This window comes from Candidatus Limimorpha sp. (assembly GCF_056203535.1).
The window spans coordinates 25,123-39,900 of sequence record NZ_JBADWU010000059.1 but is presented as its reverse complement, the minus strand read 5'-3'; the positions used below and the strand labels follow the sequence as shown (position 1 = coordinate 39,900).

The 14,778-nt window shown below is 44.8% G+C and carries 20 protein-coding genes; 7 read left to right on the top strand and 13 right to left on the bottom strand.

What is annotated here, in order from left to right:
* The coding region (locus AC06MN_RS07430; RefSeq protein WP_475671725.1) for a hypothetical protein at positions 1–195 on the top strand (195 nt) is incomplete at its 5' end.
* A gap of 1 nt (position 196) precedes the next feature.
* Here the strand turns inward: AC06MN_RS07430 and AC06MN_RS07425 are convergent.
* On the bottom strand, positions 197–628 hold the full coding sequence (locus tag AC06MN_RS07425) for an exodeoxyribonuclease X C-terminal domain-containing protein (RefSeq protein ID WP_475671724.1): 432 nt from the start codon (positions 626–628) through the stop codon (positions 197–199).
* 87 nt (positions 629–715) lie between these two features.
* Positions 716–1,087, bottom strand: a complete 372-nt coding sequence (locus AC06MN_RS07420) for a DMT family protein (RefSeq protein WP_475671723.1) — start codon at positions 1,085–1,087, stop codon at positions 716–718.
* A 458-nt stretch (positions 1,088–1,545) separates the two neighbouring features.
* On the opposite strand from AC06MN_RS07420, the gene AC06MN_RS07415 reads away from it, so the two are divergent.
* From AC06MN_RS07415 to AC06MN_RS07390, 6 genes are all read left to right on the top strand, one after another.
* Entirely contained in the window at positions 1,546–2,115 is a 570-nt protein-coding gene (locus tag AC06MN_RS07415; RefSeq protein WP_475671722.1) for a D-sedoheptulose-7-phosphate isomerase, read from the top strand.
* The gene (locus AC06MN_RS07410) at positions 2,115–2,654 is read left to right on the top strand and encodes a D-glycero-alpha-D-manno-heptose-1,7-bisphosphate 7-phosphatase (RefSeq protein WP_475671721.1); all 540 of its coding nucleotides are present in this window, start codon (positions 2,115–2,117) and stop codon (positions 2,652–2,654) included. Before AC06MN_RS07415 ends, AC06MN_RS07410 begins: the two co-directional genes overlap by 1 nt.
* Positions 2,651–4,156 (top strand): sodium:solute symporter, encoded by a 1,506-nt coding sequence (locus tag AC06MN_RS07405; RefSeq protein WP_475671720.1) that lies wholly within the window; start codon positions 2,651–2,653, stop codon positions 4,154–4,156. The genes AC06MN_RS07410 and AC06MN_RS07405 overlap by 4 nt, the downstream gene beginning before the upstream one ends.
* Entirely contained in the window at positions 4,153–4,425 is a 273-nt protein-coding gene (locus AC06MN_RS07400; RefSeq protein WP_475671719.1) for a helix-turn-helix transcriptional regulator, read from the top strand. The genes AC06MN_RS07405 and AC06MN_RS07400 overlap by 4 nt, the downstream gene beginning before the upstream one ends.
* A gap of 75 nt (positions 4,426–4,500) precedes the next feature.
* Complete coding sequence (locus tag AC06MN_RS07395) at positions 4,501–5,589, top strand: DUF4831 family protein (protein WP_475671718.1); 1,089 nt, start codon at positions 4,501–4,503, stop codon at positions 5,587–5,589.
* An 88-nt stretch (positions 5,590–5,677) separates the two neighbouring features.
* Positions 5,678–6,316, top strand: coding sequence for a tetratricopeptide repeat protein (locus tag AC06MN_RS07390; protein ID WP_475671717.1), 639 nt, complete (start codon positions 5,678–5,680; stop codon positions 6,314–6,316).
* Positions 6,317–6,353: 37 nt separating this feature from the next.
* On the opposite strand, the gene kdsA is transcribed toward AC06MN_RS07390, so the two are convergent.
* The 11 genes from kdsA to AC06MN_RS07335 form a co-directional block, all read right to left on the bottom strand.
* On the bottom strand, positions 6,354–7,166 hold the full coding sequence (kdsA, locus tag AC06MN_RS07385) for a 3-deoxy-8-phosphooctulonate synthase (protein WP_475671716.1): 813 nt from the start codon (positions 7,164–7,166) through the stop codon (positions 6,354–6,356).
* Between the two features lie 62 nt (positions 7,167–7,228).
* Positions 7,229–8,137, bottom strand: a complete 909-nt coding sequence (xerD, locus tag AC06MN_RS07380; protein ID WP_475671715.1) for a site-specific tyrosine recombinase XerD — start codon at positions 8,135–8,137, stop codon at positions 7,229–7,231.
* A 9-nt stretch (positions 8,138–8,146) separates the two neighbouring features.
* Complete coding sequence (locus AC06MN_RS07375) at positions 8,147–8,380, bottom strand: hypothetical protein (RefSeq protein ID WP_475671714.1); 234 nt, start codon at positions 8,378–8,380, stop codon at positions 8,147–8,149.
* On the bottom strand, positions 8,377–8,856 hold the full coding sequence (locus tag AC06MN_RS07370; protein WP_475671726.1) for a DUF3990 domain-containing protein: 480 nt from the start codon (positions 8,854–8,856) through the stop codon (positions 8,377–8,379). Before AC06MN_RS07370 ends, AC06MN_RS07375 begins: the two co-directional genes overlap by 4 nt.
* Positions 8,856–9,080 carry a DUF3791 domain-containing protein gene (locus AC06MN_RS07365; RefSeq protein ID WP_475671713.1) on the bottom strand — a complete coding sequence of 75 codons (225 nt, stop codon included), beginning with the start codon at positions 9,078–9,080 and terminating at the stop codon, positions 8,856–8,858. Before AC06MN_RS07365 ends, AC06MN_RS07370 begins: the two co-directional genes overlap by 1 nt.
* A gap of 146 nt (positions 9,081–9,226) precedes the next feature.
* Positions 9,227–10,492 carry a DUF1015 domain-containing protein gene (locus AC06MN_RS07360; protein WP_475671712.1) on the bottom strand — a complete coding sequence of 422 codons (1,266 nt, stop codon included), beginning with the start codon at positions 10,490–10,492 and terminating at the stop codon, positions 9,227–9,229.
* Positions 10,493–10,634: 142 nt separating this feature from the next.
* Positions 10,635–11,048 (bottom strand): four helix bundle protein, encoded by a 414-nt coding sequence (locus tag AC06MN_RS07355; RefSeq protein WP_475671711.1) that lies wholly within the window; start codon positions 11,046–11,048, stop codon positions 10,635–10,637.
* 71 nt (positions 11,049–11,119) lie between these two features.
* Complete coding sequence (locus AC06MN_RS07350) at positions 11,120–12,040, bottom strand: 3-phosphoglycerate dehydrogenase (RefSeq protein ID WP_475671710.1); 921 nt, start codon at positions 12,038–12,040, stop codon at positions 11,120–11,122.
* A 57-nt stretch (positions 12,041–12,097) separates the two neighbouring features.
* Positions 12,098–12,499 carry a four helix bundle protein gene (locus tag AC06MN_RS07345; protein ID WP_475671709.1) on the bottom strand — a complete coding sequence of 134 codons (402 nt, stop codon included), beginning with the start codon at positions 12,497–12,499 and terminating at the stop codon, positions 12,098–12,100.
* A gap of 44 nt (positions 12,500–12,543) precedes the next feature.
* Positions 12,544–13,644 (bottom strand): 3-phosphoserine/phosphohydroxythreonine transaminase, encoded by a 1,101-nt coding sequence (gene serC, locus AC06MN_RS07340; RefSeq protein ID WP_475671708.1) that lies wholly within the window; start codon positions 13,642–13,644, stop codon positions 12,544–12,546.
* 202 nt (positions 13,645–13,846) lie between these two features.
* Entirely contained in the window at positions 13,847–14,764 is a 918-nt protein-coding gene (locus tag AC06MN_RS07335) for a DUF368 domain-containing protein (RefSeq protein WP_475671707.1), read from the bottom strand.
* Positions 14,765–14,778: the final 14 nt, after the last annotated feature.

Here is a 14,778-nt window from a genome sequence, read left to right as displayed (position 1 = left end):
CTAGGGAAATCATTTTTGACTTTCAGAGTGCCCGAAATGTTAAATGTTAAAACGTTAAATGGATGGTCTTCCGACTTCCGTGAAGCCATCGATTTTTCGGTTTACATCTATCACGTTAGGTCAAAAAGTGTATTATTCCCTAAAAAATCCACCAAATCGGTGGATTTTTTTGTCGTTTATCGTATTGAAAGATAAATCAATACATGTCATCGATGCCGCCATCAAAACCTTCGTCGAAGCTGTCGCCGAATTCGTCGGCGAAGTCTTCTTCGTCGTATTCGTCTTCAAATTCATCGAAAGGCGAATCATCGGCGAGGTCGCTGTTTTCCCAGTCGTAGTCTTCGTCGAGTTTGCCTTGCGTGAATTCGTCTTCCTCGTCAAGGCCGCCGATGAATTCATCGATTTCGTCGTCGCTCATTTTGTCGAAATTGACATCGAGCAAAGCCGAGTCGTTGATGGCGCGGTTCATCGATTTCAGTTCACGCATCACGCGGGGCGAAACGTAAAACTCATCGATGTTTTCTTCGCAGTATTTGATGTATTTCGGGTCGATTTCGTAAACTTCCGCGATAGTCATGCCTTCGTATTTGCCGAAGGTGAAAATGGAATCAGTGTCGTAAAATTTCATGATATTGTTGTTTGTTAGTTTGTCCTGTTGTTTAAATCGGCGGCAAATATCTGCAAAATCTTGCTAATAGATGCCGTTTTTGGAAAATTATTTTTTAAAGGCGAAAAATACCGCCAAAATGATGAAGATAAAGGAAATGAGATGGTTCCAGCGGAATGTCTCCGTCTTGAACACCGTGACGACAATGATGGTGAAGACCGTCAGCGAGACGGCTTCCTGAATGACTTTCAGCTGAATAAGGTTGAAAGGACCACCATTGATGGCGGAGCCGATGCGGTTGGCAGGAACCATGAAGGAATACTCGAAAAGGGCGATGCCCCACGAGACCAGAATGACGAGAATCAGCGGCCAGTCCTTGAATGAAGGGACAATTTGCGCCAGTTTCAGTTGCCCGTACCAGGCAAAGGTCATGAAAATGTTCGAAATGATGAGTAATCCGACTGTGTAAAATGCTTTCATTGTGATTGCTTTTAAAAAAGTGCGCAAAGGTAAGAAATTGTTTCGTTGTGATTGCCTGACGGCAAGAAATCTTTCAAAAATCGAATTGAAAAATCTGTCAAAAATCATTGCTTACAAGTCCGATAGGATGATAATTTGCAAGCAAACATGGATTTTTGAATGATTTTAAACCAGGATTTTGAAAAGATTTCTTCGGCGCAGCCGAATCCTGCAATAGTTTTGTTGTGATTGCCTGACGGCAAGAAATCTTTCAAAAATCGAATTGAAAAATCTGTCAAAAATCATTGCTTACAAGTCTGATAGGATGATAATTTGCAAGCAAACATGGATTTTTGAATGATTTTAAACCAGGATTTTGAAAAGATTTCTTCGGCGCAGCCGAATCCACCCAATCATTTTCCTAAAATTCAAAACTGCTTCTAAGTGATTTTTCCTATTTTTGCAAAAATATGTACAGTATGAACATCAAAGAGAAAATAGAGGCATCGATTGAGGTCAAGAAAAGAATCCTGAACGACGATGCATTTGTTGAAAATATTGCGAAAGCCGCCGAAATCTGTGTGGAAGCCTTGCGCAACGGCGGCAAGATTTGGTTTTGCGGCAATGGAGGCAGTGCCGCTGACGCTCAGCATCTTGCGGCCGAACTGACGGGACGTTTCTATAAGGAACGCCGTCCGCTTCCGGCTGAGGCTTTGCATGTCAATTCGAGTTATATCACGGCTGTGGCCAACGATTACGGTTACGACCAGGTATACGCCCGTTTGGTTCGTGGCAGTGGCCGGAAAGGTGATGTTTTGGTTGCCATCAGCACTTCGGGAAATTCCGTTAACATACTGAATGCCATTGGCGAAGCCAAACTGCTTGAAATGCCAGTCATAGGAATGACAGGCGAAACCGGTGGCCGAATGGAGCACCTTTGCAAGGTGCTGCTCAATGTGCCGAGCCATGATACGCCGCGCATTCAAGAGGCGCACATCATGATTGGACACATCATTTGCGAACAAATTGAAAACACGTTGTTCCCGTGATGAAGGATTGGGATCATATCATAAATAAGGATTGGACGCTTTTCCTTGACCGCGATGGAGTCATCAATAAGCGCATTATGGATGGCTATGTCACCCGTTGGAATGAGTTTGAATTTCTGCCTGGCGTGTTGGATGCCATGAAGGTCTTTTCGCAACGCTTCAAATATATCGTGCTGGTTACCAATCAGCAAGGAGTAGGGAAGGGACTGATGACGGAAGATGATCTGGATGCCGTTCACGATGCCATGATGCAAGAGATTGAATCCCGTGAGGGTCGGATTGACGTCCTTTTATGCTGTACACAGTTGGCTTCCGACCCTGATAATTACCGCAAGCCCAAACCCGACATGGCTTACACGGCTCAAGAAATTTTCCCCGACATCGATTTTTCAAAATCACTGATGATTGGCGATGGTCAGTCGGACATTGATTTCGGCCACAATGCCGGAATGTACACGGTTTTCATCGGTGAGGAAAATCCGAGCGCCGATGATAGTTTCCCAAGTTTATTTGAATTTTCAAAACTGTTGAATCAATGAATGCAACGATAATTCTCATTGTTTTTGTCGTCTATACGGCTTTGCTGTTTCTGGTCTCGCATCTGACCTCGCGCAAGTCCGACAACCAGTCGTTTTTCACCGGCAACCGCAAATCGCCTTGGTTTGTCGTGGCATACGGCATGATTGGTGCCTCGCTTTCCGGCGTGACTTTCATGTCGGTGCCGGGTGGCGTCTACACGGGACAGTTTACCTATTTGCCCTTGGTCTTCGGCTATGTAATTGGTTATGCGGTGATTGCATTTCTGCTTCTGCCGCTTTACTATAAGCTGAACCTCACTTCCATTTATTCCTATTTGGAAATGCGTTTCGGACAGAAGTCGGAAAAGACGGGCGCGGCGTTTTTCATCTTGTCGCGACTGTTAGGTTCGGCATTGCGTATGTATTTGGTTGTCTTCGTGTTGTATGAGTTTGTCTTCAAGATGTGGGGCATACCGTTTTGGGTGCCAGCGGTGGTTTTCATCGGCATTATTTTGCTTTATACTTTCCGAAGCGGCATCAAGACCGTTGTCTGGACCGATACTTTGCAGACGACATTTCTGCTTTTGGCCGCCATTTTGACTGTGGTCTACATCTTGAAAAACTTAGGCATTTCGTATGGCGAACTCATGCACAAAGCCAGCGAACAAGGTTATACAAAGATCTTTGAAACCGATTGGACGCACAACAAATTCTATCTGAAACAGATTCTGAGCGGTGCGTTCATCACCATCACGATGACGGGCCTCGACCAGGATATGATGCAGAAAAACTTGACTTGCAAGAATTTGCATGATGCCCAAAAGAATGTCTTGACTTCAAGTCTACTGTATGTTGTTGTCAATGTGCTTTTCCTCAGTCTGGGTGCCGGTTTGATTTATTACGCACAGGCAATGGGATTCCAACTTCCTGTCAACGAGGCGGGTGTGGTGATCAACGATAAGATTTTCCCATCGGTGGCTTTCTCGTTGAGTGCTTTCACGAGTGTGGTCTTTGTCTTGGGTCTGGTCGCAGCCGGTTATTCCAGCGCCGATGGCACTTTAACCGCCTTGACGACGACATTTTGCTACGATTTCCTGCATTTCGACAAGAATGATAAACTTACTGACAAGCAAATTACGAAGTACAGAAAACTCATTCATGTGGGTTTTGCCTTGCTTTATTTCGTGGTCATCATCCTGTTCAGGCCTTTCCATAATGAGTCTTTGATTGACAAACTCTTTGATATTGCGGGCTTTACCTACGGTCCGCTGTTAGGCTTGTATACTTTCGGCCTGTTTATGAAAAAATGGAAAACCAACGATAAGGCCGTACCTTACATCGCCATTGCTGCGCCAATTATCAGTTATCTGCTGAAACTTTATTCCCCACAACTTTTCAACGGCTATAAATTTGGCTTCGAAATCCTGATTGTGAACGGACTGCTGACTTTCTTGGCTTTGTGGGCATTCGGCAAGAAAAATGATTGCGCATTGAATGTTGACGAAAAAGAATATGACCTATGAGACAAGATTCGGAAGGACAGAAACTGTTTCGCCAAATAGTTGACGAGACACCTGAGGAACTGAAAACACAGTTGCGTTTTTCGGATTCAATTGCCGAGAAACTAAGTATATTATTGGAAGAAAGAGGAATGACTCAGCGAGATTTGGCAAGGAAAGTTGGAAAAACGGAGGCGGAAGTGTCGCGGTGGCTTGGTGGAACACATAATTTCACGTTACGGACGCTTGCTAAAATATCAACAATACTTGGCGTTGATATGATAAAGGTATAATGTGTCTTCTTCCTGAAAAAAACATTGTGCTGTTGTAATTAAAATTTGTATTTTTGACCCATAAATTCAAACGATATGAGAAATACATTGATTAATAAGGCGTTTGCTACTTTGGCTTTCACCTTGGCTTTTGGAACGGCTGTTAATGCCCAAGTGACAACGACATTCTCGAAAAATGCAACCCCAGGTCAGCAGAGTGGCTTGTATTACGCTTTGCCACAGACGGTTTTGCGCCTCGATTTCACGATTGAAGAAACCAGGATTGAAGAAGGTGCCTACGCCGATTATGCCATGCGTTATTTAGGATCGTCCGAATATGCTGAGGAATCAGGTTCGGAATATAAGATATTGGATGTGAAGATGGTGCCAGTTGCTACTCCTGACCCGAATGCAACTTTCTATGTGGCTATTGGTACAGGCCGAGGTGCTTATAACGTCGATTTGGATGTTAATGAACAGGGTATTATTCGCAGTATTGCTGCTGGAAATGCCATAAATGATGGTTATGAGCATCCTGAAAACGTCGTTTCGCAACCTGAACAGAAGGTTGAAAGTGTAAAATCAGACAAGGGTATTTTCATTTCCACTGCTGGCAAGACGGATGACCAAGTGGCCAAGGAAATTGCAGCGAAGATTGAGGCTTTGGAAAAGGCCAAATATGATTTGATTACTGGATTTGTCGAGGTCTCCTACAATGCCGAGACTTTGCAGAAGATGTTGGATGAAATCGATGCGATGGAAGAGGAATACAAGAGCTATTTCTTAGGCAATCGCACGGTAAAGACATACGTTCAAAGCGTTTATGTCATTCCGAACAAGGAAATCACGACCATGACGGTGGCTAAGTTCTCGGAAGACGAAGGCCTTTCGGTTGGCACGACGGGTTCGGGAAGCCCGATCAGCGTTCAGACTTTGCCTTTGAATAGCATAGCTAATATCAACGCGCCAAGCCAGTCGGCCATCGAATCCATGTCGTACGAAGGCAAGGTGATGTATCGTGTGCCTGACATGGCTAATGTGAAAGTCATGCTTTCGCGCGATGTGATTCTGGAAGACCGCGTTACGGTGAACCAGTTGGGCGTCATCCTCATGGCTCCGGTCGCCAACACACGCTTGATGTTCAACACCGAAACGGGACAGATTTCCAATCTGAGAATGAAGTAAATCTTGATTTATTGAAGACTAAAGAAAACGCCTTTCGGATGAAGGGCGTTTTCTGCCTCTAATTTGTGAAAGATTAAACAAATTGCCAATGAGGAATATAAATATGAATGTTGAAATGAAATTGTTGGCTTGTTTTCTTTTGCTTTTCGTTTTGTCGGCATGTAACAGGCAGGGCAAGACGGAAACGCATAGGGATGATGTGTGTTTAAACAATAAAGGTTTTGAGTTTTTGCAAGCATATTATGATGACAATGATGATAGATGTCTCGATTCGGCCCGCTTCTTTTTGGAAAAAGCATTAAAGAGCAACGATGGTAATTCTGTGGCTTTTTACAACTTAATAAAGGTTTTAGGATTGCAGGAAGAATACGGAGAAATGATTGAATTGTATCGGGAAAGATTGAATATGATTCACAAAAAGGCACATTTGGCAAAAGCCGAAACCTGTTTCGAGTTGGCTGTATTGTATGGAAAAACCGGTGATACGGTTTCCAAATGTGAAATGATGCAAAATGCATCCGATGAGTTTGAAAAATGCTTCAGTCAAAAGCGGTTATCTGTAGATTTGGTAGTTTCATTCGTTTTATTCACAGCCTATAAGGATGGAAAAGAAGCGGCTTCGCAAGAATTGAAAAAATACAGGGAAGTATTTCCCGATGAGGATTTTTATTCGGCTGTTGAAAGCGAATTGATGGAGTCTAACCTATATGATTATTTCATTCCGTAGTGCAGCTGGTTTTCTGTGGCAAAAACCTATAATGGAATCAAATTGCTTCCTTAATCCTAACCAACTGCCTCAAAAGCGTTTCCACCAAATCTAAGCGAAGCATATTGGCGCCATCCGACTTGGCTTTTGAAGGCTCAGGGTGCGTTTCCATGAAGATGCCATCGGTGCCGGCGGCTATGCCAGCCTTGGCGATGAGACCGATGAGTTCGGGTTTGCCACCTGTCACGCCGCTGGTCTGGTTGGGCTGTTGCAGCGAGTGGGTCACATCGAGGATGACGGGCGTGCCGAATTGCTGCATGGCGGCTATGTTGCGGTAGTCGACCACCAAATCCTGATAGCCGAACGTGGAACCTCTTTCGGTCAGCATGACTTTTCCGTTGCCCGATTGCCTCACTTTGTCGACGGCAAAGCCCATGGCTTCGCCCGAAAGGAATTGTCCTTTCTTGATGTTAATGATCTTGCCTGTTTTTGCAGCGGCCACCAACAAATCGGTCTGACGGCAAAGGAAAGCTGGAATTTGCAGAATGTCAACGTATTCGGCGGCCATTTCCGATTCTTCTGCTGCATGAATGTCGGTGACGACGGGAACACCGAATTCGGCTTTCACCTTGGCCAAGACCTTCAGGGCTTTTTCATCGCCAATGCCGGTGAAGGAATCCAAACGCGAGCGGTTTGCCTTGCGGTAGGAGCCTTTGAAGACAAATGGAATGTCTAACTTTGCGGTGATTTCTCTCAGTGTTTCGCCAATGTGCAGGGGAGAGGTCTCGTCTTCAATGACGCAGGGACCGGCCAAAAGGAAAAAGCGGTCGTTGCGCAGATTTTTCAGAAAGTCGAATTGTGTTGCATCCATGATGGAAAATTTTTGCAAAGATAATCATTTTTGTCACAAAGCTTTCAAAACTGTCTCAAAACCTATTGCTTGAAACGCGGATGATAGCAGGAAAGGGTTTCGCGGAGCAATTCGTCGGAGATGTGTGTGTAGATTTCGGTCGTGCTCACGCTGGCATGACCCAACATCTGCTGCACTGCCAAAAGATTGGCGCCGCCTTCAAGCAAATGTGTGGCAAAGGAATGGCGGAAAGTGTGGGGACTGATGCTTTTTTCAATGTTGTTGGTTTCGGCTAACTCCTTCACAATCAGGAAGACCATTTGGCGGGTGAGTCCGCTGCCGCGCCGGTTGAGGAAAACGGTATCGGTGAATTTAGGTTTCACGTTGATGTGCAATCTTTCGCCTTCGATGTAATTGTAAAGGATTTTCAGACTGCCGTCGCCGATAGGGATGAGTCTTTCCTTGTCGCCTTTTCCGATGACACGGATAAAGCCATCGTTTTTGTATATATTGCTGATTTGTAAGTCGATGAGTTCCGAAACGCGCAAGCCGCAACCATACATCACTTCAATCATGGCTTTGTTGCGGTGGCCGTTGGGCTGGCTGAGGTCGATGCTGTCAATCATTTTCTGGATTTCGTTGTAGGTCAGCACTTCGGGTAGATGCCGTCCCAATGTAGGCGAATTGATGAGTGCGGTCGGGTTGATTTCAACGATTTCTTCGTTTTGCAGGTAGCGGTAGAATGATTTCAGTCCGGAAAGGATTCTCGCCTGCGATTTGGCACCTATGTTTAAATCGTAAAGGTAGGCGAAAAAGTTTTCGATGGTTTGCATTTCGATGTCAGCCAACTCGGTGGAAAGACCCTGTGCTTGCAGATATTGCAGGAAAAGACTGACATCGTGGTCGTAGGCCGCAATGCTGTTTTCCGACAAGGATTGCTCAAGGCGAAGGTAATCGGTGTAGTGCTTTATGAGTTTCGGGCTGATAACCATTGGTTTGAATTAGCAGAAAACGGCTTTTGAAATCTCGTTTTCAAGAAATGAAGCTACGTAACCAACGCTTTGATAATAGAAGCCTGTTGCTGTGTTTTGAAGACATTCGAATGTTTCGGAAGTATAAAGGACATCGATGGCTTCGGATGGCGTGTATCCGTATTTTTCCATCAACCAGTCGGTTAGTTCTACGGTAAGCTCATCTTTGAGCATTTGTATCTGTTGTGCGTTGAGTCTTGTCATAGAGCAGTAAGTTTTTGTAAAGCGCGTTCCGTTCCAAAGAAATATTGAAAAGTGATTCCTTTTGCATATTTCAATTCTTCTATTAATCTTTGCATGGAAATTACACCTCCGCGATAACGGCGCAATTGGAAGTTTACGCCATCATCAGCAATAGGTCCGTAAACGATGTCGTAATCGTGCTGTGGTTGTAGAAACTTTTCGTTTCGATTGTCAAGGACAAATTGCGCCCATTCTTCACTATAATCATCAAACACTTTGACCTTTAGTTCCTTGCCATTCATTATTGTCTCATCAAATAGAAATACGCTGACCTCAGGCTGACCTGTGTGCAATTGTTCAATTTTTTGCTTGGCAAGATCCCAAGCTTGCTGTTCATTATCTGAAAGGTAAAATTCTTTTCCGAAATCTTTGAAAGGTTTGGAATGTATTAAGTCAGGAACTTGAATCTTGACATTTGAGCCGTGATAGAGTTTTATCATACTAATTTTCCTCCGTTGGCTTTACAGACCTCATACATAACCTCAACGGAATCGTCAAAAGACTGTGTATGAAGCACTCCATAGTGTTTGTAGAAATGGTCAAGACCTTTGAAACGCTTGAGATATGCATACGCTTGACGAGGCATAATGTTGTATTTGGACGCAAACTCACTGATAAGCGCCACCAAATAGCCTACGATATAGTGTTCTTCCCTTGACATGTTGATTTGTCTTTTGCGTTTGACCTTGATTTGCAAAAGTAATTACTTTTTTATTGTCGGCAATACTTTTGCATCAAATAAATAAAAAAAGAAACACGGGAAAGACTGTCTTACCCGTGTTTCGAGCCAATTATACCGTATTAATATTAATCCAAAGTGTGGATTACGAGACCTGAACGGAGTTTTGGTTCAAACCAGGTGGTCTTTGGAGGCATGATGTTGCCGCTATCGGCGATGTCAATAATCTGCTTCATTGAAACAGGATACATGGCGAAAGCAACAGCCATTTCACCGCTGTCGACACGGCGCTTCAGTTCGCCGAGACCACGGATACCACCAACGAAGTCGATGCGCTTGTCGGTGCGGAGGTCCTTAATGCCGAGGATGTTGTCGAGAACATTGTCGCTCAGAATCTTAACGTCGAGGACGCCGATTGGGTCGTTGTCGTCGTAAGTGCCAGCCTTGGCAGTCATCTTGTACCAGTGACCATCAAGGTACATGCTGTGTTCGTGCAGCTTAGCAGGCTTGTAGATTTCTGTGCCCATGTCTTCAACGACGTAGGTCTTGCCCAGAGCAGCGATGAACTGATCCTTGTTGAGGCCGTTGAGGTCTTTCACAACGCGGTTGTAGTCGATGACCTTCAGTTGGTTATCTGGGAAGATAACGGTCATGAAGAAGTTGTATTCTTCCTTGCCGGTGTGATGTGGGTTGTGTTCCTTCTTTTCCTGGCCGACGAGGGCAGCAGCAGCGCTACGGTGGTGACCGTCAGCGATGTACATTGCAGGAACCTTAGTGGCGAAGAGTTCAACGAGGCGGGCAATGATAGCCTTGTCGTCGATGACCCAGAAACGGTGGCCGAAGCCATCTTCCTTAGCGATGAAGTCGTAAACCGGTTTGCCAGCGATGATCTTGTTGACGATTTCGTCGATTTCGTTGACAGCTGGATAAGCGAAGAACACAGGTTCAACGTTAGCGTTGGTGAGGCGGACGTGCTTCATGCGGTCTTCTTCCTTGTCCTTACGGGTCAGTTCGTGCTTCTTGATGACTTTGTTGACGTAGTCTTCGCTGAAAGCGCAAGCCACGATACCATATTGCCAGTGAGCGTTAGTATCGGTTGGGTTCATGCTCTGAGCGTAGATGTAGAGCTTTTCCTCTTCATCTTGAACGAGCCAGCCGTAGTCTTTGAAAGAGTTGAAGTTTTCGACAACCTTGATGTAGGTTTCGAGGTCGCTGTCCTTGTGGCCTTCTGGGAGGTCGATTTCGGCTTTGGTCACGTGGAGAAGGCTGTATGGATTGCCTTCACATTCCTTGCGGGCTTCTTCGGTGTTCAAAACATCGTAAGGTCTTGAAGCGAGTTGAAGGACGATGTCTTCAGTTGGACGCCATCCTTTGAAAGGTTTGATTACTGACATTTTATGAGTTTAGATTTAATGATTTAAAGATTCAAGATTTAAAATTTAAAGATTTAGTGGTTCTCTGTTCTCAGTTTCCGGTTTACAGTTTACAGTTAACCGATAACTGATAACTGACGACTGAAAACTGAAAACCAAAAAATCAAAATTCAAAGTTTTCTTCTTGCATGGGTTCTTGACGCTTCAATGAAGTGATCAGTGCGCCAACCATTTTGGTGAGTTCCATGAGTTCGTTGCGGATGTCGTTTTCCTGTTCGGGGTCGATGAGCAACCGTTTTCCGGCCAAGGTGTTGAACACGACACACTTGCGGATGGAGCTTTTGGTGTTTTGAAGTTGACTGATGAATTCATTTTTACCTTCGGCGCCGCCATCGGCAATGGTCATGACGACGTTTAAGGCTTCGTCGCTGAACCTGTTGAAGAAATGGGCATCGGAGCTGTCGGAATGGTTCGAAGCCAATGCTAATATCGAGTCTGAAAAATCTAGAGCCTTGTAGTAAAGGCGCAGGTTTTCAAACTTGAAGAAAGGCATGGTTTTGTTGTTTTCAGGAATCATTACAAAAAGATTAAAGAAAATCACCATCCGGCAAAAGGCCAAAATGGTGATTTTCAGGTTCTATGATGAAATTATTTGTTCACTTGGAATCTCTTGTTACCAGTCTTGAAGAAATCAGCGATTTGGTTGGCGGCAGCCAGACCAGCGTTGATGTTGGCTTCTTCAGTCTGAGCACCCATCTTCTTAGGTGTTGCGAAGTAACGGCCTTCGAATGCCTTGAATTCGGCATCAGCATCTGGCATGACGTCGCAGATGTACTTGAGGTCGGTACGTTCAGCCATCAGTTTCAGCAGACCAGCTTCGTCGATGACTTCCTTGCGGGCGGTGTTGACCAGGATGCCACCTTTGTGCATCTTGTTGACAACGTCGTAGTTGATGCTGAGCTTGGTTTCAGCTGTTGCAGGGATGTGCAGTGAAACGATGTCGCAGGTCTCGAAGAGAGCGTCGCGGCTAGCAGCACCTTTAGCGATGCCGTCGGCTTCGATTTGTTCCTTGGTCAGGAATTGGTCGAAAGCGTAGACTTCCATGCCGAAGCCTTTAGCGATGCGAGCGACGTTGCGGCCAACGTTACCGTAAGCCAACAGACCGAGTTTCTTGCCCATCAGTTCAGAACCTGACTTGCCGTTGTAGAAGTTACGGACGCAGTAAACGAGCATACCCATAACGAGTTCAGCGACTGCATTTGAGTTCTGGCCTGGAGTGTTCATAGCGACAACACCTTTAGCTGTGCAAGCTTCGAGGTCGAGGTTGTCGTAACCGGCACCAGCGCGAACGACGATCTTGAGGTTCTTGGCGTGGTCGAGGACTTCCTTCGTAACCTTGTCTGAACGGACGATCATAGCGTCAGCGTCAGCAACAGCTGCGTAAAGGTCATTGACATTGGTATATTTTTCTAAGAGAGCCAATTCATAGCCGTTCTTTTCAACGACTTCGCGAATGCCGTCAACAGCGACTTTTGCGAAAGGCTTTTCTGTAGCAACGAGGACTTTCATTGTTTAATTGTTTAGTTGTTTATTTGTTTAATTGTTGTTGGGTTGAATGTTTGTTGTTTAAGGCTTTGTAGATTGTTGTTTGTTGATTTGTTCAGCGCGTTTGATTTGACTGTTTTTCAATGCGTTGACTTTGTTGGCGATTTCTTCTATTTTGCCTTGGATTTCATCCATTTTCCGTTCGTCGATGTATCCTAAATCGTATGATAATAAGAATGCACAATAAACTTCTACAGCTGAACCGTATGCAATTTCGGAATAATGAGCTTGCTCTTTCAAAGAAGACCTAGAAGTCATTTCGGCAAGATTGAGGGCAATTGATGTAGAAGCGCGTCTAATTTGATCAACAAGATTAAATTTCTCACATTGTGGAAATGTGTCAATCGTTTCGTAGGCGAATCTGAAGAATTGTCTTGCCAACTGCCAAACTTCAAGTCTCTCGAATGCAAATTTATACTCCATAACCAACAAATCAACAAATCAACAAACAACAAATCAACATTTAATTACTTGTTTGCTTTTTCAAAGTCTTGCATGCACTGGATGAGAGCTTCGACGTCTTCGATTGTGACAGCGTTGTACAATGAAGCGCGGAAACCACCGACTGAACGGTGACCCTTGATGCCGATCATGCCGCGTTCCTTAGCGAAGGCTGCGAATGCATCCTGGAGGCTTTCACGACCTTCGGCCATGACGAAGCAGTGGTTCATGATTGAACGGCTGTCCTTTTCGGCTGTGCCGACGAACATGCTGTTGCGGTCGATTTCTTCATACAGCATGGCTGACTTCTTGGTGTTGAGCTTGTTCATGGCTTCGACGCCACCGAGATTCTTCACCCATTGCAGTGTTTCGTGCATGACGAAGATAGGAAGTACAGGAGGAGTGTTGAACATGGATATGTTCTTGGCTTCTTCAGCAGCGTGTGTGCGATAGTCAACCATTGTTGGCAGTGGGTTCATGTACTGACGGTCGGTGATTTGGCCGAGGAGGTCCTTGCGGACGATGACGAAGGTAACGCCAGCAGGGCCAACGTTCTTCTGAGCACCACCGTAAATCATAGCGTACTTGGTGACGTCGACTGGGCGGCTCATGATGTCTGATGACATATCAGCGATGAACTTTACCGGCACGTTGTCCATATCGTACTTGATTTCAGTACCGTAGATGGTATTGTTGGTTGTGATGTGGAAGTAGTCAGCATCGGTAGGGATTTCGTAACCCTGTGGGATGTAGGTGTAGTTCTTGTCTTCTGATGAAGCAACGATTTTCACTTCACCGAAAAGCTTAGCTTCCTTGGCAGCTTTCTTAGCCCAAACGCCGGTCTGCAGGTAAGCAGCCTTCTTGTTCAGGAAGTTAGCTGGAACTGTGAAAAACTGGGTGCTGGCACCACCGCCGAGGAACAGAACTTCGTATTCAGCAGGAATGTTGAGAAGGTCGCGCCAGAGCTGACGTGTTTCAGCCATTGTGCGTTCCCAACCTGGAGTACGGTGAGAGATTTCCATCAAACCGACGCCTGTGTTGTCGAAATTACGGATAGCGTTGATTGTTGATTCAACGACTTCCTTTGGAAGAGGACATGGTCCTGCGTTAAAATTGTGAACTTGCATTTTGTTTAATTTTAATGATTGAATTATAAGTTGTTAACTTTGATTTTTAAAGTCAATAGTGCTGCAAAGATAAGAATTAAAACACTATGTGTGTCACGAAAACAACAATTTATTTAATAAGGTGTAAATTGTTGTTTTTTAGGGCGGTTTTGAGCGATGTTATTTAAACGGATTTCTCGCGACAAGAACTGCCCAATGGGATTTATTCCTTATCCTTTGCCAATGATTCTGTCAGGACAATGATGCCGATGCCAAGCAGAATAATGATGAGCGCACAAAGAAATTCCATATTCATGCTCGGCCAATTCCATTGGTAGCCGATGACTTTTTCAGTGCCGTCTTTCAGTGTGTTAGTGATTGATTCTTTCCAAGGCCAAATGATAGGCATGCTTCCTAAAATGAATCCCGTCAGAAGGGCGACTGTCTGGTCGTGGAATTTACCGAAAATCCACGACAAAAGATGTGCGAAAGCAAGTAATCCTACGATGGCTCCAATCACCACGGGCAACAGTATCTTGATGGATTCCATCGGGGAAGATGTGAGTTTATTGACCGCATCAATCATTATGTATTCGTAATTGCCCATGAGCAAAAGGACGTATGAGCCTGAGAGACCAGGCAAAATCATGCTGCATGCGCCTACGGTTCCGCAAAGGATAAGGTAGAAGAAATTGTGGTTTTCCTGTGCGGGAGTGCCAAAGGCAATTGTCAAGGCAATGCCTGTGCCAAGAATGAAAAACAGAATTGTCCATACATTCCATTTCTTGACGGTTTTCCCGACATAAAAAATCGAGGCAATGATAAGTCCAAAAAAGAATGCCCAGATGAAAACCGGATAGTTCTCAAACAGGTATTCAAAGAGTTTGGCAACGGAAAGGATGGCTATGACGATGCCGATGAAAACACTGCAAAGGAATCTGAAATCAGTTGCTTTTGCAAATTCCTTGAACTTTCCGGTGAAGAACAGTTTCAAAGCCGTCAGGTTAAACGATTTGATGCTGTTGATGAGCCTTTCAAATATGCCGGTAATCAGTGCGATGGTTCCGCCGGAAACACCGGGAATGACATTGGCGGCTCCCATCCCAAGCCCCTTTAGAATGTTGATGAAAAAATCTCTCATAATTTTTGATTTGT